Origin of the sequence: Nonomuraea sp. NPDC052265 (assembly GCF_044547985.1) — a bacterium.
Lineage (GTDB): Bacteria > Actinomycetota > Actinomycetes > Streptosporangiales > Streptosporangiaceae > Nonomuraea.
The window spans coordinates 168,131-189,973 of record NZ_JBIUBJ010000017.1 but is presented as its reverse complement, the minus strand read 5'-3'; the positions used below and the strand labels follow the sequence as shown (position 1 = coordinate 189,973).

The window sequence follows — 21,843 nt, the reverse complement described above, 5'->3', positions numbered from 1 at the left end:
CGCTGCTTCCTGAACCGGTCATCCACCAATTCCTATAGTGAGCGGGCCGATTTTTGCTTGCCGATGATTTCTTCTTCGTCTGCTGGGACGCGACGGGCTCGGGCAAGCCTCGGCTGCACGTCGCCGGCGTGGCGCTCGGCCTGGCCGGGGCGCTGCTCGCGGAACTGGTGCTGGAGCAGCGGATCACTGTCGAGGGGGTGCGGCTGCGGGTGGTCGACCGGCGCCGGGTCCGGGACGAGCTGGCCGGAAAGGTGCTGACCGAAATCGGCAATTCCCCTCAGCACACCGATGTGCGAACCTGGTTGGCCTACCTCGCGCAACGCTCGGTCACCGAAGTCACCGGCCGGTTGATGGGTAATGGCCTGGTAGAACGCGAATCCCCGAGGCTGCTCAAACGCAAACAAGTCCGCTATTTCTCGAACGACTTCAATCGGGCCATGTGGCCCGCCGCGCGGCTGCGGCTGGCGCTGGTGAAGTGGCAGCCGCTGGACCCGCACGACATGGCGCTGGCGGCGCTGACCGAGGCCTGCGACCTGACCGACGTCGTCGTCGAGGACCCGGCCGACCGGCGCGGCGCCCACCAGTACCTGACCACGGTGCTGGCCGCGATGCCGCAACCGCTGAGCGACCTGGGCCGCCAGGTGAGCGCGGCCGTCGGCGACGCCGTCCTGACCTACCGGACGTGACCCCATCACACGGAACCCCGGACCACCCACCCTGCCCCCGTCGCACCTGAACCCCCCCAGAAAGGAACGCGATGCCTTCCGCGAGATCCGGCGCCGCGCCCGACCCGATCGCCGGCGCCCTGGCCGCCGACCGGCTCGGCGCACCCTCGGTCGTCTACTTCGTCCTGTCGGCCGCCGCGCCGCTCACCGTCGTCGCCGGCGTGATCACCACCGGCTACGCCGTCACCGGCATCACCGGGCTGCCGATCGCGTTCCTGGTCGTGGGCGTGGTGCTGGCGGTGTTCGCGGTCGGGTACGTGGCGATGGCCCGCCACATGGCCAACGCCGGCGCGTTCTACACCTACGTCAGCCGGGGGCTCGGCCGTCCGGCGGGCATCGCGGCGGCGTGGGTGGCGCTGATCGCCTACAACGCGCTGCAGGTCGGCCTGTACGGCGCCTTCGGCGCGGCGGCCACCCCGCTGCTCGAACGGTGGTTCGGCGGCGCGCCGCCCTGGTGGGCGATCTCGCTGGTCGCCTGGGCGCTGGTGGGCGTCCTGGGCCTGATGCGGGTGGACGTCAACGGGCGGCTGCTGGCCGTCCTGCTCACCGCCGAGGTGGCGGTCATCCTGCTGTTCGACCTGGCGGACCTGGTCAACCCGGCGCCGTCCGGGTTCTCGGCCGAGACGTTGGCGCCCGCGGCGCTGTTCGTGCCGGGGGTGGGGGCGCTGCTGGTCATCGCGACGCTCGGGTTCGTCGGGTTCGAGTCCTCCGTGGTGTTCTCGGAGGAGAGCCGGGATCCGCGGCGTACCGTGCCGCTGGCCACGTACTCGTCGGTGGCGATCATCGCGGGGCTGTACGCGCTGTCGTCGTGGGCGATGACGGTCGCCACGGGACCGGCGGACATCGTGGCCGCCGCGCGCCGCGACCAGGCCGAGACGATCTTCATCATCGCGAACCAGCACCTCGGCGGCGCGGTCGTGGACGTCGCCCGGGTGCTCTTCGTCACCAGCGTGTTCGCCGCCATGATCTCCTTCCACAACACCACCGCCCGGTACTTCTTCGCGCTCGGGCGCGAGCGGGTGCTGCCCGCCTTCTTCGGCCGCACCCGGCCGCGCAGCGGCGCGCCGCGGTCGGGCTCGATCGCGCAGACCGTGCTCGGGCTGGTCGTCATCGTGGTCTACGCGGTCCTGGGGCTCGACCCGCTGGTGCAGCTCTTCTTCTACGGCGGCTCGTTCGGCGGGTTCGGGGTGCTGCTGCTGGTGTTCGTGACCTCGATCGCGATCGTCGTCTTCTTCGCCCGGCAGCCGAGCGGGGAGAGCCTCGCGCGGCGCTTCGCGGCCCCCGTGCCCGCCGCGCTGGCGCTGGCCGTCATGGTGTGGCTGGCGCTGGACAACTTCTCGACGCTGCTCGGGGTGCCCGAGGGCGATCCGCTCGCCTGGATCCTGCCGGTCGTGTACGCGGTGGCGGCCCTGCTCGGCGTGGGCTGGGCGCTGGTCCTGCGCTCGGGACAGCCGAGCGTGTACTCGCTGGTGGGCATGGGCGCCAAGGCCGCCGCCACGCCGGAGGCCGTCCGTTGACGCGCTCGCAGGAGGTGGCGGCGCACGACGTCCGCCGGGCGACGGCCGGGGACGCCGGGACGGTCGCGGAGCTGGTGGCGACCGCGTTCGCGCGGCTGCCCGCGGTGTCGTACCTGGTGCCCGAGCCGGCCGGGCGGCACGAGATCATGGTGGCGGACTTCCTGATCCTCGTCTCGCACGCCATCGAGCACGGCGAGGTCGACCTCCTCGACGAGGGCCGGGCGGTCGCGGTGTGGGTGCCGCACACCGCCGACGCGCCGCCCGAGCCGCCCGACTACGACCGCCGCCTGGCCGCCGCCACCGGGAGGTGGGCCGACCGGTTCCGGGTCCTGGACGAGCTGTTCGAGCGGCACCACCCGGAGCCGCCGTACCACCACCTGGCGTTCCTGGCCGTGCACCCCGACCACCAGGGCCGGGGCCTCGGGTCGGCGCTGCTCCGCCGCCACCACGCCCTGCTGGACGGCGCGCCCGCCTACCTGGAGGCCAGCAGCGCCCGCAGCCGCGACCTGTACGCCAGGCACGGCTACCAGGCCGAGGAGCCGTTCGCGCTGCCCGACGGCACCCTGTTCTGGCCCATGTGGCGGCCCGGCGTCACTGGGTGAGGCAGGGGCCGTCGCAGACGTCGGCGACCACGCCGGTCTTGAGGAACACCGACTTCTGGAGCTGGGCGGCCGGGGTCCTGCGGGGCTTCTCGTGCGGGTCCTCGCCCTGCGTGGGCGGGGTGTTGGTGAGCGGTGGCGCGGGGGCGCCGCCGTCCCACATCACCAGGGCCGAGCCGGGGTGGGCCCGGCCGCGGATCGCGGGGATCCCCCAGAACGGCACGGCGTCCGGGCTGCGCCCCGGGGCGAGTGCCGGGGTCAGCAGGCGGGCGCCGACGGTACGGGCCTCGACCTCGGCGGTGACCGTGGCCACCTGGTGGTCGCCGAAGGCGACGTGCATGAGCACCCGGTGCCGCGGCGTCCCCGGGTAGGGGCGGTCGGTCAGGTGGGCGGCGTAGCCGTCGGCCTCGCCGCGGTCCCACAACATCTGCATGAGGGCCAGGATGAGCTGCTGGTCCAGCTTGTCGGGGTAGGCCTGGTCGAGGGCGGCCTGGAAGGGGGCGGCGTCGGCGCTGCGATTGAACAGGGTGCTGTAGTTCATGCCGGTCACGCCGAGCACGCCGCGCTCGATGTCCGTCGACAGCGCGACCAGCGCGCCGCCCAGGATGCCGCCCTGGCTGTTGCCGTCGTACACCAGGCCCTTGCGCAGGTCGATCAGCGGGCGGCCGCGGGCGGTGCGGAAGGCGGGGTGGGCGGCGAAGCCGTCGGGGACGGTCATGGCGCGGCCCAGGAACATGAAGTCGAGGAACCCCTGAAGGGTGCGGTCGGGGATCGTGCCGAACCTGGAGATGTCGGTGAAGACGGAGGCGACGTGCGGGATGTCCTCGTCGGCCATGCCGATCCACTTGGTGGCGCAGAAGAGGAACCCGTGCTCCTGCGCCATGGTCTTCACGTTCGACGCGCCCACCTCGGAGTGCCTGCCGAGCAGGCCGTGGCCGTACAGGGAGGGCCGGGCGGGGTGGTCGAAGGCGACGCGGGGGATCTCGCAGCGGAAGGGCGCCACCTGCTCGTTGCCGGGCAGGCGGGCCGGCAGGCCGTCGGGGCCGCGGTTGAGCGCCGAGCCGGGCGGGCCGCCCGGACGGTCGAGGTAGCTCGGCACGCGGAAGGTGCCCTCGACCCGGCGGGCGATCTGGGCGTCCTGCTCGGGGGTGAGGTCGGTGACCGAGGTGACCTCGAAGGCGGGCGCGTGGCCGCGCAGCGCGCGCAGGGCGTCGTCGCGCATGGCCAGCGCCGGGCCGGCCAGGCCGCGCGCGCCGGCGACGGTGAAGTCCCAGGCCAGGTAGAGGCCGCGGGTACCGACGCCGGCGCGGCGCAGCGCGGACAAGGCGGGCTGGAGGCGGCGTTGGCGGTCGTACAGGTCGTGGCCCGGCGGCAGGGGCGGGCCGGCGACCGCGGCGAAGGCGGGGTTCGGCGGGATCGGGACGCCGGCGGCGTCGCGGAGGTCGCGCAGGGCGACCGCGTACCGGTGGCCCTCGCGCAGGTTGCGGGCCGGGCGGACGATCAGGGCCTGACGGCCGGCGGGCGCGTTGGCGTCCAGCTCGGCCCAGTACGGCCACCGCTCCCCCGTCACGGTGTCCAGCAGCACGACGGGCGCGTCCCGGTCCAGCGACCTGCCGATGTCGGTGATCGGCGCGGCCCCCGTCCTGGCCAGGTCCAGCCCCGGCACCCTGGCCAGCAGCATCGAGCCCGGCGAGAAGCCGTCGTTCCTGTTCCACTCGGCGGGCGCGATCGGCACGCCCGCGGCCGAGACCGGCGTGGACCCGGCCGCGAAGGCCACCCTGCGGCCCGTCTCGGTGCCCCGGTCGGCGACGGTGAACCAGTCGTTCGGGAACGGCAGCAGGCAGGCCGCCGGGTCGATCGGGTCGCAGCCGGACGGATCGGAGGCCGCCGAAGCCGGTGACGCCGCCGGCGCGGAAAGCGTCGCGCAGGCCAGGGCGAGGACGGTGAGGAGACGGGGAAGCACGCGCACGGGCACCTCGGGAGCTGATCGAGGCCGGGGGTTCGGGCCATGGTGGATCGCCCCGGGGCCGCCGTCAATGGCTTCACGGAATGCCGTTCAGATTTGTGAGGCGTCACAGATTTGACCGTCCGGATTTACTGCCCTGTCCAGTTCACAGAAGGACGAGCAGGGCTCATCGTCATGTCTGCGAATCCAAACGACATCAGCCGACGCGAACGACGTGGAGACATGATGCGCCGCCGTACCTTCATCAGGACCGTCTCCGCGGCGGTCGCGTTCTCCGGGGCGATGTGGCACGACGCCGTGGCCTCCGCGGCGGGCGCGGGCGTGAGCCCGTACGGGCCGCTCGGCGCCCCGGACGCCAACGGCATGGCGCTGCCCGCCGGGTTCACCGGCCGGGTGGTGGCCAGGTCGGGCCGGGTCGTCGGCGGCACGCTGTGGCACCCCGCTCCTGACGGCGGCGCGTGCTTCGCCGACGGCTCCGGCTGGATCTACGTGTCCAACTCCGAGGTGCCACTCGTGGGCGGGACCTCGGCGATCAGGTTCAGGGCCGACGGCTCGATCGACCGGGCGTACCGGATCCTGAGCGGCACGAACCTCAATTGCGCGGGCGGCGCGACCCCGTGGGGCACCTGGCTGTCCTGCGAGGAGATCTTCCGCGGCAAGGTCTACGAGACCGACCCGTACGGCGACCGCTCCGCCCAGCAGCGCCCCGCCATGGGCAAGTTCAAGCACGAGGCCGCCGCCTGCGACCCCGACCACAAGGTCGTCTACCTGACCGAGGACGAGGGCGACGGCTGCTTCTACCGCTTCACCCCCACCACCTGGGGCGACCTGTCCAGCGGGCGGCTCGACGTGCTCTGCGGGCTCGGCGGCGACAGCGTCGAGTGGCGGCCGGTGCCCGACGCGACGCCCGGCGTCTTCGACACGCAGACCAGGCACCAGGTCTCGGCGGCCCGCCACTTCAGCGGCGGCGAGGGCTGCCACTACGCCGCCGGGATCTGCTACTTCACCGCGAAGGGCGACCGCAAGGTCTGGGCCTACGACACCGCCAGGCAGACGGTCACCGCGATCTACGAGGGCGGCGGCACCCTCGACGGCGTCGACAACATCACCGGCCGCCCGTCCGGCGACCTGTACGTGGCCGAGGACGGCGGCAACATGGAGATCAACATCATCACGCCCGACCGCGTGGTCGCCCCCGTCATGCGCCTGGACGGCCAGGCCAAGTCGGAGATCACCGGCCCCGCGTTCTCCCCCGACGGCACCCGGCTCTACTTCTCCTCCCAGCGCGGCACCAGCGGCGAGACCGCCGGGACCGGGGGGATCACGTACGAGGTGACCGGGCCCTTCCGCCGCTGACCAGCACTGCTTCCACCCCCCGCCGGAGCCGCTGACCAGCGTGGCCTCCGCACCCCCACCCCCGCCGAAGGAGTCCTCAATGGTCCGACGGTTGCTCGTCCTGCTCTCCGCGACCGCCCTGGCGCTCGGCGTCGCGCCGCCCGCACACGCCGCCCAGGGCGAGGTGTACGTGGCGCTCGGCGACTCCGCCGCGTCGGGTCCCCTGGTGCCCAACCAGGTGGTTCCCGACCTCGGCTGCTGGCGTTCCGACCACAACTACGCCCACCTGACCGCCCGGGCCATCGGCGCCGCCACCTTCAGGGACGTCACCTGCTCCGGCGCCAAGACCCGTGACATGTACAACTCCCAGGGCACCGACCTCGGCAGCGTCGCGCCCCAGCTCGACGCGCTCAGCGCGGACACCACCCTGGTCACGGTGCAGATCGGCGCCAACGACGTCGGCCTGACCGGCTTCATCGAGGACTGCCTGAACCTGCTGCCCCCGCCCGTCGGCGACGCCTGCAACGACGACTACATCGTCGACGGCCAGGACTCCTGGCGGGTCAAGACCGACGCGCTGCGGTCCAAGCTGACCACGCTGGTGAACGACATCCGCGCCCGCTCCCCGCGCGCCCGGATCTTCATGGTCGGCTACGCCACCTACGCGCCGCCGAACGGCTGCTACCCGACCGTCCCGATCATCAAGGCCGACGCCAACTACATCCGCGCGACGCTCCAGTACTTCAACCGGATGCTGGCCGAGCAGGCCTCCGCCGCGGGAGTGGCGTTCGTCGACCTCCAGACGCCGAGCGTGGGCCACGACCCGTGCAAGGCCCCGGGCGTGCGCTGGATCGAGCCGTACGTGCCCGCCTCGCCCGCCGCCCCCTTCCACCCCAACGGTCTCGGGATGCGGAACTTCGCCACCGTCGTGACCGCCGCGGTGTCCGGCGCGGTGTCCGGCGCGCTCTGAGCCGATCGAGCGACGGGAGCCGTCCCTGCCGGGGGGCGGCTCCCGTTCACTTGCGGTGCTGGCGCCTGGCGGCCAGCGCCGCGCCGATGCGTTGCAGGTGGGCCGGGTCCACGGGGTCGAGGCCGGTCAGGCTGACGGCCCTGCGCAGGCGGTAGTCGACCGTGTTGGGGTGCACGTGCAGCAGCTCGGCCGTACGGCGGCGGTCGAGGCCGGTGTCCAGGTAGACCGTGAGCGTCCTGAGCAGGTCGGGGTTGTCGAGCAGCGGGTCGAGCAGGCCGGCGAGCACGGCGGTGGCCTGGCTCGGCCTGGTGAGCTGGTACTCCAGCAGCACGTCGGCCAGCCGGTAGGCGCCCGGCGGCTGCTCGAAGACCCGTACCACCTCCAGGACCTCCTCGGCCAGCTTGACGGCCTCCGGCACCCCGGCGGGCGGGGCGATCTCGGCCGCCGCCCACACCGGCACGCCGGCCGCCTTGGCCATCCCGGCGGCCGTCTCGCCGACCTCGTACCAGTCGGGGTCCTCGCCCGTGATCGGCACGAACGCCAGGCCGCCCGTCGTGTCCAGCACCGACAGCACCGGCTCGGCCGCGCCCCGCTGGAGCGCCGTCCTGATCCGGTGCAGCTTGCGGCGGCCCGCGATCGACCCGCCCGGCTCGTCGCTCTCCTCGTCGGGATGCCGGCCGACCGCGAGCGCGAGCACCAGGTAGCGCGGGGCCAGCCGCACCCCGGCCAGCGCCGCCCGGTCGCCGCCGAGCAGCGCGGACACGGCGGCGTGCAACGCGTGCTGCTCGTGGCTGAGCATGCCCTCGCGCTCCTCCAGGTACGCGGTGCACACGGCGGCCGTCACCGACTCCGTGTAGAGCAGGATGAGGCGGTTGGCCGCCAGCACGTCCGCGAAGTCGGCGGGCGTGGCCTCGGCGAACAGGTGCTCCCACACCTTGCGCGCGCCCAGGTGGTAGGCGGCCAGCAGGGCCTCCAGCGGCACGCCCTCCTGGGCGCGGCGGGCCGCCGACGAGCGCAGCGGCGCCAGCTCGGCCCTGGTGGGCGGGCGGCGGTCGCGGAACATCCGGGCGATCAGCCGCAGGTTGTGCTCGGTGATGACGGTGATCTCGCCGTCGAGCTCCTCCTTCGGCAGCCGCCGGTAGAGGGGGATCTCCTCGGCGAAGCCGCGTACGAGCTGCCTGGCCAGCTTGGCGGTCTGGCGTTCGAGCAACTCGTGCGCGACGCAGCCGGCCAGGGTGAGGGCAGGGACCACGTTCCGAACCCTCCCAGAACATCCGGCGTCAGTGAAGGCCCCGCCGGCGTGCGGCGGGGCCTTGCGCAGGTCAGGTCACTTCGGGTCACTGCCTGGTCAGCTTGAGCCGGACGGTGTAGGTGTAGTCCGTCTCGTCGCTGGACCCCCGGATGGCGGAGAACTGCGCGGGCATGCTGGCCGAGACCGCCTTGTGGGAGGGGGATTTCGCCGAGGCGGCGGAGCTGTTCGCCGAGACCGAGGAGCTGTCGGTCAGGCGCGTGGGCGGGGACGACATCGGCCGCCACTGGTGCCTGGCGGGCCGCGCGGAGGCACTGCTGCGGCTCGACGGCGTGCCCGCCGAGCGGATCCCGGGAGGTGCTGGCGGCGGCCCGCGCGTCCACGGAACGGCGGCGTGCCCTCGCCGCCCGGCTCGGCCTCCATGACAGCCCGTCCCTGCACACCATCCAGTCCCTACGCCTCCTGACCGCCACCACCCGCCTGACCACCGCCACCCCCTCTCTCCACCGGCCGACGCCCACTTGTGCCATCCCGGCCACCCCGGCCACCCCGGCCGTCTCCGCGTTCCCGGCCACATCGGCCCCGGCGGGTGCGGCGGCCCCGGAGGTCCCGACGGCGGTCGCCGTTGCCGAGGTGCGGGGGGCGCTGGTTCGGGCGCTCGCGCTGGCGGACGGGTTGCCGTCGGCGCAGCCCGGCATGCTGGAGTGCTGGTCGGGGCTGGCGGAGCTGCTGTGGCACGTACGCGACCACGTGGACCGCGCGACCGCCCGCCGTCTCCACACCCACCTGACCCGTTACCTGGCCCGCAACCCCGGCGCGGCCGCCAGGATCGGGTGGGCACGCGCCCTGGTGCTGGCCGCCGCAGGCAGAAGAAGGGCAGCCGTCCGGGCCGCCGTCCGGGCCGCCGTCCGGGCCGCCAGACAGGCGCGGGCCGCCGCAGACCGCCTGGCCACCCCCTACGGACCGCCGCAGGGCCACAGGCCTCCTCCACCACCTGACATCCGATCCCCCCGGCACGTGAGCGGCCCCGACCGTGAAAGTTTCAGGGTCTTCGTGCTCGATCGGGCGCACCCGTTGACGGGGCAGCGGTGGGCAAGGAGGATCGGGATCGCTCCAGTGGGAGCGCTCCCAACCCCCCGAAGGACCTCCATGACCCGATGCCGGGCCGCGCTGCTGGCCCTCCTCACCATGGTCGCCCTGTCCCCCGCCGCGTCCGCCCGCGCCGCCGACGAGGGACCCGAGCAGATCGTGAACGGCACCTTCGACGCCGGCACCGCCCCCTGGTGGAGCACCGGCAACACCACCCTGGCCGTGGACGGCGGCAGGCTGTGCGCGGACGTCCCCGGCGGCACCGCCAACCCCTGGGACGTCATCATCGGCCAGGACGACGTCCCGCTGGTCGCCGGCGACGCCTACGCCTATCGGTTCACGGCCTCCGCCACCCCCGCCAAGGTCGGCAAGGCCCTGATCCAGCTCCCCGTGGACCCGTGGACGCAGTACCTGTCGGCCGCCCCGGAGCTGAGCGTGTCGGGCAACGCCTACTCCTACACCTTCACCGCGCCGGTCTCGCTGCCGAACGCCCAGGTGGCGTTCCAGCTGGGCGGCAGCGCCGAGCCCTGGAGGTTCTGCATGGACGACGTGTCGCTGAAGGGCGGCGCCGAGCCCGAGGTCTACGAGCCGGACACGGGCCCGCGCGTCCGGGTGAACATGGTCGGCTACCTCCCCTCGGGCCCGAAGAAGGCCACCCTGGTCACCGGGGCCACCACACCCCTGGACTGGGAGCTGCGCGACGCGGCGAAGGAGCGGGTGGCGAACGGCCGTACCGACCCCAGGGGCGTGGACGCAAGCTCCGGCCAGAACGTGCACACCATCGACTTCGGCGCCTACGCCAAGCCCGGCGAGGGCTACACGCTGACCGCCGACGGCGAGACGAGCAGGCCGTTCGACATCGGCGCGCACGTGTACGACTCCCTGCCCACGGACGCGCTGAAGTTCTACTACACCCAGCGCAGCGGCATCGAGATCCTCGACAGCCTGCGTCCCGGCTACGGACGCCCGGCAGGTCACGCGGGCGCGTCCCCGAACCAGGGCGACACGGACGTCCCCTGCCGGCCGGGCGTCTGCGACTACACCCTGAACGTCAAGGGCGGCTGGTACGACGCCGGCGACCACGGCAAGTACGTGGTCAACGGCGGCATCTCGGTCCACCAGCTCATGTCGGCCTACGAGCGCGACCGGGCCGCCTTCACCGACGGCCAGCTCCGGATCCCCGAGAGCGGCAACGGCGTGCCCGACGTGCTGGACGAGGCCCGCTGGGAGCAGGAGTTCATCCTGAGCATGCAGGTCCCGGACGGCAAGCCGTACGCGGGCATGGCCCACCACAAGGTGCACGACCAGAACTGGACCGGGCTGCCGCTGCTGCCGCACCTCGACCCGCAGAAGCGCGAGCTGCACCCGCCGTCCACGGCCGCGACGCTCAACCTGGCCGCGACGGCGGCGCAGGCGGCCCGGCTGTTCGCGCCCTACGACGCGGCGTTCGCGGCCCGCAACCTCAAGGCCGCGCGCGGGGCGTGGGCGGCGGCGAAGGCGAACCCCGCCCGGTACGCCGACCCCGCCGACGGCGTGGGCGGCGGCGCCTACGACGACGCCGACGTGAGCGACGAGTTCTACTGGGCGGCGGCCGAGCTCTACCTCACGACGGGCGAGAAGGAGTTCGCGGACTTCGTGCTGGCCTCGCCGCACCACACCGGCGACATCTGGCGCGAGCGCGGCTTCGACTGGGGCAACACCGCCCAGCTCGGCCGCCTGGAGCTGGCGACCGTGCCCAACGCGCTGCCGGGGCGGGACAAGGTCCGGCAGTCGGTGGTCGCGGGGGCGGACAAGTACCTGGCGATCCAGCGGGCGCACCCGTACGGGCTGCCGTACGCGCCGGCGGACTTCGACTGGGGCTCCAACAACCTGGTGCTCAACAACCTGGTCGTGCCGGCCACCGCCTACGACCTGACGGGCCAGGAGAAGTACCGGGCCGCCGTCCGGGAGGGCATGGACTACCTGCTCGGCCGCAACGCGCTCAACCTCTCCTACGTCACCGGCTACGGCGAGGTCTCCGCCCAGAACCAGCACAGCCGCTGGTACGCCCATCAGCTCGACCACGCCCTGCCCCACCCGCCGCGCGGCTCGCTGGCCGGCGGCCCCAACTCCGCCGTCCAGGACCCGGTCGCCCAGCGGCTGCTGCGCGGCTGCAAGCCGCAGTTCTGCTACATCGACGACATCGAGTCCTGGTCCACCAACGAGCTGACCATCAACTGGAACTCGCCGCTGGCGTGGGTGTCGGCGTTCCTGGCGGACAAGGGCGAGCGGTCGGCCTGCCGGGTGCGCTACTCGGCGCACGGCTCGTGGCCCGGCGGCTTCACCAGCCAGATCGTGATCGAGAACACCGGCAGGGAGAGCGTGAACGGCTGGACCCTGAGCTGGTCGTTCCCCGGCGGCCAGCGGATCAAGCAGGGCTGGGAGGCAGAGTTCGGCCAGTCCGGCGCGGTGGTGACGGCCACGAGCCTCGGCCACAACGACCGGATCAGGCCCGGCGGGTCCGTGACGTTCGGCTTCGTCGGCACGCACGCCTCGGGGCCCAACCCCGCCCCCGAGGTCTTCCGCCTCAACGGCGACCGCTGCCGGTGACGCGCGACGCGGGCGGCCCCTTCCCGGGTCCGCCCGCGTTGCCCACACTCCGTTGAACGGAATAATGTCTCCCCCATGCCCAGGGGAACCTCAGAGGTCAGCGAGCCGATGTACTTCGTGCTCGCCGCGCTGCGTGCCGGCCCGCTGCACGGCCACGCGATCAGCAAGTCGGTCAAGGAGCTGTCCGGCGGCCGGGTCCAGCCCTCCGTCGGCACGCTCTACGGCATCCTGGAACGCCTGAACGAGCGGGGCGTCATCGCCGTCGACCGCGAGGAGACGGTCAACGGGCGCAACCGGCGCTACTTCCGGATCACCGACGAGGGCCAGGCGCTGGTGGAGGCCGAGGCCAGGCGGATGCAGGCGGCCGCCTCACTCGTCCTGCGGCCGTCGGCCGGATGACGGCGATCGGGTCCGTGCGAGCCGCGTCCGCGCTCGAACGGCGTTACCGCAAGCTCCTGCTCGCCTATCCCAGGACCTACCGCGCGGCCCATGGTGACGAGCTGCTCGACGTGCTGCTCGAATCGGCCGCGCCGGGGCGGCGCGTCCCGGTGCCGCGCGAGGCGTGGGGGCTGCTCAGGGGCGGGGTGCGCAGCCGGATCGTCCATCTGGCGAGCGGCAGCCCCTGGGCGGACGGCGTGCACCTCGCCGTCACCGCCATCGCGGCGGCGAACCTGGCCGCGCTGCTGCCCTACGCCGGCACGCTGCCGCTCTGGACGCTGCTGTCGGCGCTCACGCTGCTGGCGACCGCGCGGGGACGGCTGCGCACGGCGGCGGCGCTGACGCTGCTCACCGGGGCCAAGGCGGTGGCGCTGGCCGGCGGGTGGCAGCCGGTCGACGCGACCCTGTTACCGGTCTATCCGACGTTCCTCCAGGTCCGGCCGCTGTTCATGGACAGCGACCCGTACCTGGTGGCGGGCACCTACGCGGTGGCACTGGCCGGCCTGCTCGTGCTGCGGCGGGCGCCGCGCACGAGGTCGTGGTGGTGGTGGGCGGCGGTCGTCGCGGCGAGCTGGGCGGGCCCCGAGTGGATGGAGGACTCCTCGGTGCTCCCGATCAGCCTGAGCAGGCTGGTCGTGGAGGTGGTGGCGTTCGGGCTGACGGCGGGGAGCGCCTACCTGGCCCGCGACCACCGGTGGACGCTGGCGGCGGCGATCTACCTGGCGACGACGTCGGGCGCGCTGGTGCTGCACTCCAGCGCCCTGACCCGGCAGCACCTGGCCTACTGGGGAGTGCTCGCGCTGCTGGTCGTGGGGGCCGCCTTCGCGCCCTTCCGCCAGCGGCGGCACTGCCTGGATTGACCATACTCCGTTGAACGGAGTATGGTCTCCGCCATGCTCAAGAGATCCCGCCTGGCCATCGCCATGTCGCTGTCGGCGGCCGTGCTCTGCGGCTGCGGGGGCGCCGCCGGGACGACCGGCGCCGCGCGGCCGTCGCCGACGGCCGCCAAGGACAGGAAGCACCAGTTCGAGGCCGCCAAGGCCGACTGCATGAAGCAGAAGGGCTTCACGTACATGCCGTACGTGAAGCCCGAGGACAAGAACGAGGACGAGCGCAAGCGCTCCTCCGGCGACTACCAGGCGATGAAGAAATACCGCGCCAAATACGGATTCGGCGTGTTCGCCCTGCAGGTTTACCCCGGGGAGCTGAACGGTCCGGGCGGCAAGGCCGACCCGGATCCCAACATGAAGATCCAGGCAGACCTCTCCACCGCCCAGCTCGGCGCCTACCACAAGGCCAAGGACGCCTGCGTCGTCACGGCCGGCAAGCAGGTCCTCGGCCTCACCCTGAAGTCGAACATCGACTACTTCTCCCAGATGGCCATCGCCCACAGGCGGGCGAAGGCCACCGAGCTGGACGGCGACCCCGAGCTGGTCGAGCTGGCCGGCCCCATGGCCACCTGCCTCAAGGGCAAGGGCTACTCGGTGGCCGACGCCAAGCCGTCGGCGCTCAACCAGCGCGGTGAGCGGGAGTTCATGCGCCGGCAGGACAAGCTGGGCCGCCAGCAGCAGAAGAACCTCCCCGACACCCCGAAGATGACCAAGGACACCGAGCAGTTCCACATGCCGGAGCTCACCCCCGACGCCGCCAAGCCGTACCTCGTCCAGGAGGTCAAGGCGGCGCTCGACGACCTGGAATGCGGCAAGGACTTCTACGCGGCCTACACGCCGAAGGAGACCGCGGTGCAGCGGAAGATCAACGAACAGTTCGCGTTCTGACGTCCTCATGAGATCCCCACGCAGGCTTCTCGCCGTCGTGCTCGCCGGGGTCGTGCTCGTCGCCGCGGCCGGGTGGGCGGTGAGCACCCGGCTGCGCTCGCCGGCCGACGAGGCGGCCAGGCGCGCCGCGCCCAAGCCGTCCCTCGTCACCGCCGCCGTCGAGCGCCGCAGGCTGGTCAGCACCGTGGTGGTCAACGGCACCCTTGAGTACGGCTCACCGCTGCCGGTCGGCCTGGCCGGTGCCGTCGGCGGCGCGTCCGAGCTCCAGCGGGCCACCAGGGCGCCGCGGCCCGGCAGGATCGCCGAGGGCGCGGTGCTGATGGAGGTCAACGGCCGCCCGGTGTTCGTCCTGCGCGGCTCGGTGCCGATGCACCGCACGATCACCCCGGGCAGCGAGGGCGACGACGTCACCCAGTTGCAGCGGGCGCTGCGCAGGCTGGGCCACCGCGCGCCGTCCACCGGGGTGTTCGACCGGGCCACGATCGCCGCCCTCACCGCGCTCTACGCGGCGAAGGGCTACGAGGCCCAGCGGCCCGCCCTCGGCGACCGGCAGACGTACGAGACCCTGCGCAAGGCCGTACGGACCGCAGAGGAGACCCTGGCGGCCGAGCAGCAGGCCCTCGACCGGGGGCGTGACGTGCTGCCGCTCAAGCTCAAGCTGGCCAACGCCAGGACCGGGCTCACGGCCGCCCGCCACGCCCTGGCCGAGGCCCGCTCCCAGGAGGTGACCCCCGCCGACGAGGCCCGGCTGTCGGCCGCCGAGTCGGCGGTGCGGGCGGCCGAGGAGAAGCTGCTGGAGGCCGAGCAGGCGCTCGCCGCCGCCCGGACCCGGCCCACCAGCGCGCCCACCAGCGCGCCGACCGGGACTCCCGCGGCCACCACCACGGCCGCTCCCCAGCCCACGGCCCCGCCCGCCGACACGCGGTTGCTGGAGCTGCGGGTGGCCAACGCCCACGCCGACCTGTCGGCCGCCCAGGAGGCCCGCGACCTGATCCTGAAGGAGGCCGGGCAGACCCGCGCGGCCCGGATCGAGGAGCTGCGCGCGGCCGTGCGCACCGCCGAGGAGACGCTGGCGACCGCCGAGCAGGCGCTGCGCCAGGCCAGGCAGCTCTCCCCCGCCCGGCTCAAGGTGACCGGCGCCCGGGCGGACGTGGCGGCGGCCGAGGAGATGCTGGCCGAGTTCTCCCGCACGTACGGGGTCTCGATCCCGCCCGGCGAGGTGGTGTTCCTGCCGAAGCTGCCGGCCCGCGTGCGCAAGGTGTCGGTGAAGGCCGGGCAGCGCGTCGAGGGCGAGGTCGCCACCGTGACGAGCTCGTCGTTCGCGGTCACGGCGTCGGTCGAGGCGGCGGAGTCCGAGCTGCTGCGTGCGGGCATGCCCGCGACCGTCGAGCTGGACACCGGCCGGTCGTCCCCGGCCCGGCTGACCGCCGTGGGCGACAAGGCGCGGGTGCCGGGCTCCGGGGCGGTCGAGGCCGGGGCGCAGCCCGTCCTGATCACGCCGCGCGCGGCGAAGGGGCTGAAGGCCGGGACCGCGGTGACGACACGGATCACCGTGGGGGCGACGAAGGACCCGGTCCTGGTGGTGCCCGTGGCGGCCGTGATCACCTCGGCCGACGGCAGGGCCAGGGTGCGGGTCGAGTACGCCACCGACCGCACCAGGGACGTCGAGGTCCGCACGGGCCTGTCCGCCGACGGGAACGTCGAGGTCACCGGCGCCCTCAAGGAGGGCGACAGGGTGGTGGTCGGCGATGCCTGAGCGGCCGGCCGAGCCGGTCATCGAGCTCACGGGGGTGTGCCGGCTGTACGCCGCGCAGCCGCCGGTCCGGGCGCTCGACGCCGTCTCGCTGCGGGTGGGCGGCGGCGACTACGTGGCCGTCATGGGGCCGTCCGGCTCCGGGAAGTCCACGCTGCTCAACGTGCTCGGCCTGCTGGACCGGCCCGACTCCGGCAGCTACCGCCTCGACGGCACCGAGACCACCACGCTCCCCGACGGCGCCAGGACCAGGTTGCGCGGCGACCGGATCGGCTTCGTCTTCCAGTCCTTCCACCTGCTCGCCCACCGCACTGTGGTGGAGAACGTGATGCTCGCCGAGCTCTACACCCGGCATGCACGCAAGGGCAGGCGGGAGCGGGCCCTGGCGGCGCTCGACCGCGTCGGCCTCGGACACCGTACGGCGTTCGCGCCGGGCCGGCTGTCCGGGGGCGAACGTCAGCGCACGGCCATCGCCAGGGCCCTCATGGGTTCCCCGTCCCTGCTGCTGTGCGACGAGCCCACGGGCAACCTCGACAGCCGCAACACCGAGGCGGTGCTCGACCTGTTCGACGAGCTGCGGGAGCAGGGCCTGACCATCATGGTCATCACGCACGAGCAGGAGGTCGGCGCGCGCGCCGAGCGGCGGGTACGGATCACCGACGGCGTCCTGGTGGAGGAGTGATGGATCTGCGCGACCTGGCCGGCGAGGCCGTCGCCGGGCTGCTGGCCCGGCCGCTGCGCGCGGCGCTCACCACGCTCGGCACGGTGCTCGGCATCACCACCCTCGTCGTGACGCTCGGCGTGGCCGCCACCGCGGGCAACCAGGTCGTGGGCCGCTTCGACGCGCTGGTGGCCACGGCGATCACCGTCGAGGTGCCCGGCTCGCCGGGCGCGCCCCTGGTGACCTGGGACGCGGTCGACCGGCTGACCAGGCTGCGCGGAGTGGAGTCGGCCGCCGCGCTGTCGGAGAGCGAGGACACCGCGAACCTGTCCGTGCGCTCCAACGACATCGTCGACCCGGCGCGCATCACCACGCAGTCGCTGCCCGTGGTGGCCGCGACCACCGGCCTTCCCGGGGCCCTGCGCGGCACGATGCTGCGCGGCAGGTTCTACGACGCCGGGCACGTCCGGCGCGGCGACCGGGTGGCCGTGCTCGGCGACCAGGCCGCCAGGCTGCTCGGGATCACCCGGCTCGACGGGGCGCCCGCGGTCTTCATCGGCAGGCATCCGTACACGGTCATCGGCGTGCTCGGCGAGTTGCGCCGGGAACGCGACCTGGGCGCGGCCGTGTTCGTGCCGCCGACCGCCGGGGCCGGGTTCGGGCTGCGGACGGTCACCAGGGTGCTGGTCAACACCGGCCTGGGCGCCACCGCGCTGGTCGCGGGCCAGACGCCCCTCGCGCTCAGCCCCGGCAACGAGGACATGCTGCAGGTGGTCGCGCCGCCCGGCCCGACCAGGGCCCGCGACGCCGCCCAGGACGACGTCAACGCGTTGTTCCTGATCCTCGGCCTGGTCTCGCTCGTCGTGGGCGCGGTCGGCATCGCCAACGTCACGCTCGTCACCGTGATGGAACGGGTCCCCGAGATCGGGCTGCGCCGGGCCCTCGGCGCCGCGCGGCGGCACATCGCAGCCCAGTTCCTGCTGGAGTCGACGCTGGTCGGGCTGGCCGGCGGCGTGATCGGCACGAGCCTCGGCGTGGTCGCCGTCGTCGCCGTCTCGGCCGCCAGGGAGTGGACGCCGCTCCTCGACGCGCGGCTCGCGCTGGCCGCGCCGGTGGCCGGGGCGGTGGTGGGGTTGCTGGCCGGGCTCTACCCCGCGTTGCGGGCGGCGAAAATGCAGCCGGTGGACTCTCTGCGATAGCGGTCCCGCCACTTTATGATGTGCCCGACATATGGGGAAAAACGTCCGGCTGGTGCTGCTCAGAGCGGCCAGACCGCTGCTCGTCAAGGCCGCGGTCCTGTCCGGGCTGCGCGGACGCGAGCGGACCCTCGTCCTGCTCAACCGGGCGCTGGTCTACCTCGGGCTGACCGCCGTGGTCGGCGCCGTCTACTTCGGGGTCGGCGCGCTCGACGGCCTGCTCGGCTCGTGGTCCGACCTGATCGCCGCGCTGGCCGCGGGCGCGCTGTTCCAGCCCGTACGGCTGCGCCTGCAGAGCGCGGTGGACCGGCTGTTCAAGTGGGAGCGCGACCCGTACCGGCTGGCCGACCGGGTGAGCCGGAGCGTGCAGGAGGCCAAGGGGCCGGCCGAGGCCCTGGCGTCGGCGGCCCACGCGGTCCGGCTGGCCCTGGGCGCGCGCGGCGTCGCGGTGGAGGTCGTCCTGCCCGGCGGGCGGGTGCGCAGCGTCATCGCGGGCGAGGTCGGCCCTGCCCCCTCGGTCGAACGCCTGGTGTGGCAGGGCAAGTCGATGGGCTGGCTGTCGGTCGCCGGCGAGCCGCGCGACCGGGCGCTGCTGGACATGCTGGCCAGGCAGCTCGCCGAGGTCGCCCACGCCGTACGGCTCAGCGCCGACCTGCAACGCTCGCGCGAGCGCATGATGGTCACCCGCGAGGAGGAACGCCACAAACTCCGCCGCGACCTGCACGACGGGCTCGGGCCGACGCTGACGAACCTGGCGATGAGCGTCGACCAGGCCCGGCTCAGCCTGGCCAGCGACCCCGGCTCGGTCGAACCGCTGCTCAGCACGGCACGCAGGCAGATGACCGAGGCCATCGTGGACGTCCGCGACCTGGTGTACGGCCTGCGCCCGCCCGCGCTCGACGGCGCCGGCCTGGACGAGCTCGGCCTGGAGAGCGCCCTGCGGCTGCTCGCCGACGCGCCCGGCCCGAGGGTGGACGTGGTGGTCACGGGCTCGCTGGCCGACCTTCCCGCGGCGGTGGAGGTGGCGGCGTACAAGATCGCGCATGAGGCGGTGGCGAACGTGCGCAGGCACGCCCGCGCCACCACCGCCCTGATCAGGGTGGAGCGGCGGGACGCGCTCTGGCTGACGGTGTCCGACGACGGGATCGGGCTGCCCGAGCAGCGCCGCCAGGGCGCCGCCCTGATGCGCGGGCGGGCCGAGGAGGTGGGCGGCGTCTGCGAGCTGGACGTCCGCCCCGGCGGCGGCACCGAGGTCGTCGCGAGACTGCCGATCAGGGAGCAGCGATGACCCCCACGCCGGAGAACGCCCCCACCCCCACGAACCCCGGCACAGGGTCCGGCGCGGATGGGCACGGCCGGGCGAGGGGGTGGCGGCGGCGGGCCGTGATGGCGGCGGTGTGGGTGCCGGCCGGCGCCTCGGTGACCGCCGTGCTGGTGGCGGCGGTGCTGTCGGCCCAGGTCGAGGGGCTGACCGCGACGCAGGGGCTCGACCCGATCGGGCTGATGTTCCCGCTCGCCGGCGCGTTCCTGATCTCCCGGCGGCCCCGGCTGCCGTTCCCGTGGCTCATGTGGGCCACCGGCGTCGTCTGGTCGGCGTACTCGCTGCTGTTCGCGCTGACCGGCTGGATGTACGTCCACGCGCCCGGCCCGCTCCTGCCCTACGTCGCCTGGCCGGCCATCTGGTTGTGGCTGCTGGCGGTGCCCACGTTCACGGGGATCATGCCGCTGCTCTTCCCCGACGGGCGGCTGCCGTCCAGGCGCTGGCGGCCGGTGCTCTACGGCAACGTGACGCTCATGGTCGGGCACTCGCTGCTGCTCGGCCTGTCCCCCGACCCGTCGTTCGAGCTGGGCGTGCCGGTGGGCAACCCGTTCGGGGTGGCGGCGCTGGGGAAGGTCCCCGAGGTCGTGGAGTCGTGGATCGGGCCGCCGATGATCCTGCTGTGCCTGCTCGGCCTGGTCTCCCTGGGCTTCCGGTACCGGGCGGCGACGCCCGAGGTGCGCCGCCAGATCACCTGGTACTTCTACGCCATGGCGATCTTCGTCGTCTACTGGATCGTCAGCGCGGGCACCCAGGACACCTTCATCATCACCGTACGGGTCTTCGTGGCCGCGGGCATCCCCATCTCGATCATCGCCGCCGTGCTGCGCCACCAGCTCTACGGCATCCGGCTCATCCTCAACCGCACGCTGGTGTACGGCACGCTCGCGGTCGGGGCCGGGCTCACGTACTCGGTGCTCATCTGGGCGTCCAACAGCGTGGCGGGCGACTACGGCGCGGCGGCCGGGCTCGCCTCCGCGATGGTCACCGGCGCGGCCTTCCATCCCGTACGCCTGCGGCTCCAGCGCTCGGTGGACCGGCTGTTCGACGTGGAACGCGACCCGTACCGGGCGGCCGACCTGCTCAGCCGTACCGTGCAGCGGGCCGGGGACCCGGCGGGGGCGCTGGCCGAGGCCATCTCCGTCGTGCGTACGTCGCTGGTCGCCCGCGGGGTGGGCGTGGAGGTGCCGGGCGAGCCCGCGCTGTCGTTCGTGGACGGCGAGCTGGGCGCCCGGCCCCGGTCCGTCGAGCTGACCTGGCACGGTGAGCCGGTCGGGCGGCTGCGGATCGCCGGGGCCCGGCCGGGTCGCGAACCGCTGGACGTCATGGCCAAGCACCTGGCCGAGCTGGCGCACGCCGTACGGCTGAGCACCGACCTGCGGGACTCGCACGAGCGGATCAGCGCGACCCGCGACGAGGAGCGGCGCCGGCTGGGCCGGGAGCTGCACGACGGGCTCGGCCCCACGCTCACCAGCGTGACGATGACCCTGGACGAGGCGCGGCGGCGGCTGGAGCGCGACCCCGGGGCGGTGGAGGAGCTGCTGGTCCGGGTGCGTGAGGAGATGACCAGCACGCTGATGTCGGTGCGCGAGCTGGTGGACGGCCTCCGGCCGCCGGTGCTGGACGAGCTGGGCCTGGCGGGCGCCCTCCGCGCCTTCGGCCGGACCCCGGGCCCCCACGTCGAGGTCACCGTGCCCCCGGCCCCCGACGGTTCCGAGAGCGCGTCCGGCGACCCCGAGGAGGACCGCGGCCGGTCCGAAGGGGTGCTCGACGGGTTGCCGGCGGCGGTGGAGACGGCCGCGTACCGGATCGTGCAGGAGGCGCTGACGAACGCGCGCCGCCACGCCCAGGCCACGTCGGTGCTGGTCACGTTGCGGCGGGAGGCGGCGGCGCTGCGGGTGTCGGTCGCCGACGACGGGACCGGGCTGCCCGACGAGCCGTCGCCGGGCGTGGGCCTGACGTCGATGCGCGAGCGGGCGGCCGAGATCGGCGGCTCCTGCGCGATCGGCCCCCGGACGGGCGGCGGCACCGAGGTGACCGCCGTTCTGCCGCTCACGCCGGCCTAGTCGGTCAGCCCGGGACGCAGCGCGAGGAGCGCGCCGACATCTTCCGCCAAGCTGCACGTCGCCGACCACGCCGAGGCCATCGTCCGCGCCCGCGACGCCGGCCTCGGCAAGTGAGCCGTCCGGGGCTCCCGTACGTCATAGAGGTATGAAGATCTGGCGAATCGTGCTTCTGCCCGCGCTCGCGCTGGCCGTCACGGCCTCCGCGCTGCCCGCCGAGGCGGTGACCGCGCAGCGCAAGGTGCTGGTCGACCTGCGCGAGGAGGGCGGCTTCGCGGGGCTGCTGAACCGCGTGACGGTCTACACCGACGGCTGCTTCCGGCTCAGCCGCCGTACCGGGCCGGCGGTGGCCAAGTGCCTCACGGCCAAGGAAGAGCGTCAACTCCGCGGCTACCTGAAGGAGCTGAGGATCGGCCGGTCCGAACGTCCGCCGCAGGGCGCGGACTTCCTCAAGTACACGCTGACCTACAAGGGCCACCACGCCACGCGGTACACGCTGCCGCGCTCCTGGAAGCCGGTGGTGGCGCACCTGGACAAGGTCCTCGTCAAGTACTGGGCGCCGGACTGACCCGGAAAGCTCTCCATCAAGCGATTGAC

General features: G+C 73.6%; 18 protein-coding genes. 16 read left to right on the top strand and 2 right to left on the bottom strand.

Annotated elements, in window-relative coordinates; all coding sequences use genetic code 11:
* The first annotated feature begins 53 nt into the window (after positions 1-53).
* From ACIHAD_RS36890 to ACIHAD_RS36880, 3 genes are all read left to right on the top strand, one after another.
* On the top strand, positions 54-686 hold the full coding sequence (locus tag ACIHAD_RS36890; protein WP_397359350.1) for a GPP34 family phosphoprotein: 633 nt from the start codon (positions 54-56) through the stop codon (positions 684-686).
* Positions 687-757: 71 nt separating this feature from the next.
* Positions 758-2,242 (top strand): APC family permease, encoded by a 1,485-nt coding sequence (locus ACIHAD_RS36885; RefSeq protein ID WP_397359349.1) that lies wholly within the window; start codon positions 758-760, stop codon positions 2,240-2,242.
* Positions 2,239-2,844 carry a GNAT family N-acetyltransferase gene (locus ACIHAD_RS36880; protein ID WP_397359348.1) on the top strand — a complete coding sequence of 202 codons (606 nt, stop codon included), beginning with the start codon at positions 2,239-2,241 and terminating at the stop codon, positions 2,842-2,844. The genes ACIHAD_RS36885 and ACIHAD_RS36880 overlap by 4 nt, the downstream gene beginning before the upstream one ends.
* On the opposite strand, the gene ACIHAD_RS36875 is transcribed toward ACIHAD_RS36880, so the two are convergent.
* Positions 2,834-4,804, bottom strand: coding sequence for a hypothetical protein (locus ACIHAD_RS36875; RefSeq protein ID WP_397359347.1), 1,971 nt, complete (start codon positions 4,802-4,804; stop codon positions 2,834-2,836). The two genes, ACIHAD_RS36880 and ACIHAD_RS36875, sit on opposite strands and share 11 nt — an antisense overlap.
* Before the next feature lie 228 nt (positions 4,805-5,032).
* Here ACIHAD_RS36875 and ACIHAD_RS36870 point away from each other — a divergent pair, with 228 nt between their 5' ends.
* Entirely contained in the window at positions 5,033-6,163 is a 1,131-nt protein-coding gene (locus ACIHAD_RS36870; protein WP_397359369.1) for an alkaline phosphatase PhoX, read from the top strand.
* A gap of 79 nt (positions 6,164-6,242) precedes the next feature.
* Complete coding sequence (locus tag ACIHAD_RS36865) at positions 6,243-7,112, top strand: SGNH/GDSL hydrolase family protein (RefSeq protein WP_397359346.1); 870 nt, start codon at positions 6,243-6,245, stop codon at positions 7,110-7,112.
* A gap of 46 nt (positions 7,113-7,158) precedes the next feature.
* Here the strand turns inward: ACIHAD_RS36865 and ACIHAD_RS36860 are convergent, their stop codons facing one another.
* Entirely contained in the window at positions 7,159-8,364 is a 1,206-nt protein-coding gene (locus ACIHAD_RS36860; protein ID WP_397359345.1) for a PucR family transcriptional regulator, read from the bottom strand.
* Between the two features lie 149 nt (positions 8,365-8,513).
* Here ACIHAD_RS36860 and ACIHAD_RS36855 point away from each other — a divergent pair, with 149 nt between their 5' ends.
* The 11 genes from ACIHAD_RS36855 to ACIHAD_RS36805 all read left to right on the top strand — a co-directional run bounded on the left by ACIHAD_RS36855 (position 8,514) and on the right by ACIHAD_RS36805 (position 21,814).
* Positions 8,514-8,786 carry a hypothetical protein gene (locus tag ACIHAD_RS36855; RefSeq protein ID WP_397359344.1) on the top strand — a complete coding sequence of 91 codons (273 nt, stop codon included), beginning with the start codon at positions 8,514-8,516 and terminating at the stop codon, positions 8,784-8,786.
* Between the two features lie 724 nt (positions 8,787-9,510).
* Entirely contained in the window at positions 9,511-12,039 is a 2,529-nt protein-coding gene (locus ACIHAD_RS36850) for a glycoside hydrolase family 9 protein (protein ID WP_397359368.1), read from the top strand.
* A 75-nt stretch (positions 12,040-12,114) separates the two neighbouring features.
* Positions 12,115-12,438, top strand: a complete 324-nt coding sequence (locus ACIHAD_RS36845; protein WP_364332320.1) for a PadR family transcriptional regulator — start codon at positions 12,115-12,117, stop codon at positions 12,436-12,438.
* Positions 12,439-12,452: 14 nt separating this feature from the next.
* The gene (locus ACIHAD_RS36840; RefSeq protein WP_397359343.1) at positions 12,453-13,337 is read left to right on the top strand and encodes a hypothetical protein; all 885 of its coding nucleotides are present in this window, start codon (positions 12,453-12,455) and stop codon (positions 13,335-13,337) included.
* A gap of 33 nt (positions 13,338-13,370) precedes the next feature.
* Positions 13,371-14,255 (top strand): hypothetical protein, encoded by an 885-nt coding sequence (locus ACIHAD_RS36835; protein ID WP_397359342.1) that lies wholly within the window; start codon positions 13,371-13,373, stop codon positions 14,253-14,255.
* A gap of 7 nt (positions 14,256-14,262) precedes the next feature.
* Entirely contained in the window at positions 14,263-16,011 is a 1,749-nt protein-coding gene (locus ACIHAD_RS36830; RefSeq protein WP_397359341.1) for a peptidoglycan-binding protein, read from the top strand.
* On the top strand, positions 16,004-16,690 hold the full coding sequence (locus ACIHAD_RS36825) for an ABC transporter ATP-binding protein (protein WP_397359340.1): 687 nt from the start codon (positions 16,004-16,006) through the stop codon (positions 16,688-16,690). The genes ACIHAD_RS36830 and ACIHAD_RS36825 overlap by 8 nt, the downstream gene beginning before the upstream one ends.
* Complete coding sequence (locus ACIHAD_RS36820) at positions 16,690-17,868, top strand: ABC transporter permease (RefSeq protein WP_397359339.1); 1,179 nt, start codon at positions 16,690-16,692, stop codon at positions 17,866-17,868. The genes ACIHAD_RS36825 and ACIHAD_RS36820 overlap by 1 nt, the downstream gene beginning before the upstream one ends.
* Before the next feature lie 31 nt (positions 17,869-17,899).
* A complete protein-coding gene (locus ACIHAD_RS36815) occupies positions 17,900-19,153 on the top strand; it encodes a sensor histidine kinase (protein ID WP_397359338.1) in 1,254 nt (417 codons plus the stop codon).
* The gene (locus tag ACIHAD_RS36810) at positions 19,150-21,249 is read left to right on the top strand and encodes a sensor histidine kinase (protein WP_397359337.1); all 2,100 of its coding nucleotides are present in this window, start codon (positions 19,150-19,152) and stop codon (positions 21,247-21,249) included. Before ACIHAD_RS36815 ends, ACIHAD_RS36810 begins: the two co-directional genes overlap by 4 nt.
* A 145-nt stretch (positions 21,250-21,394) precedes the next feature.
* A complete protein-coding gene (locus tag ACIHAD_RS36805; protein ID WP_397359336.1) occupies positions 21,395-21,814 on the top strand; it encodes a hypothetical protein in 420 nt (139 codons plus the stop codon).
* Positions 21,815-21,843 lie beyond the last annotated feature (29 nt).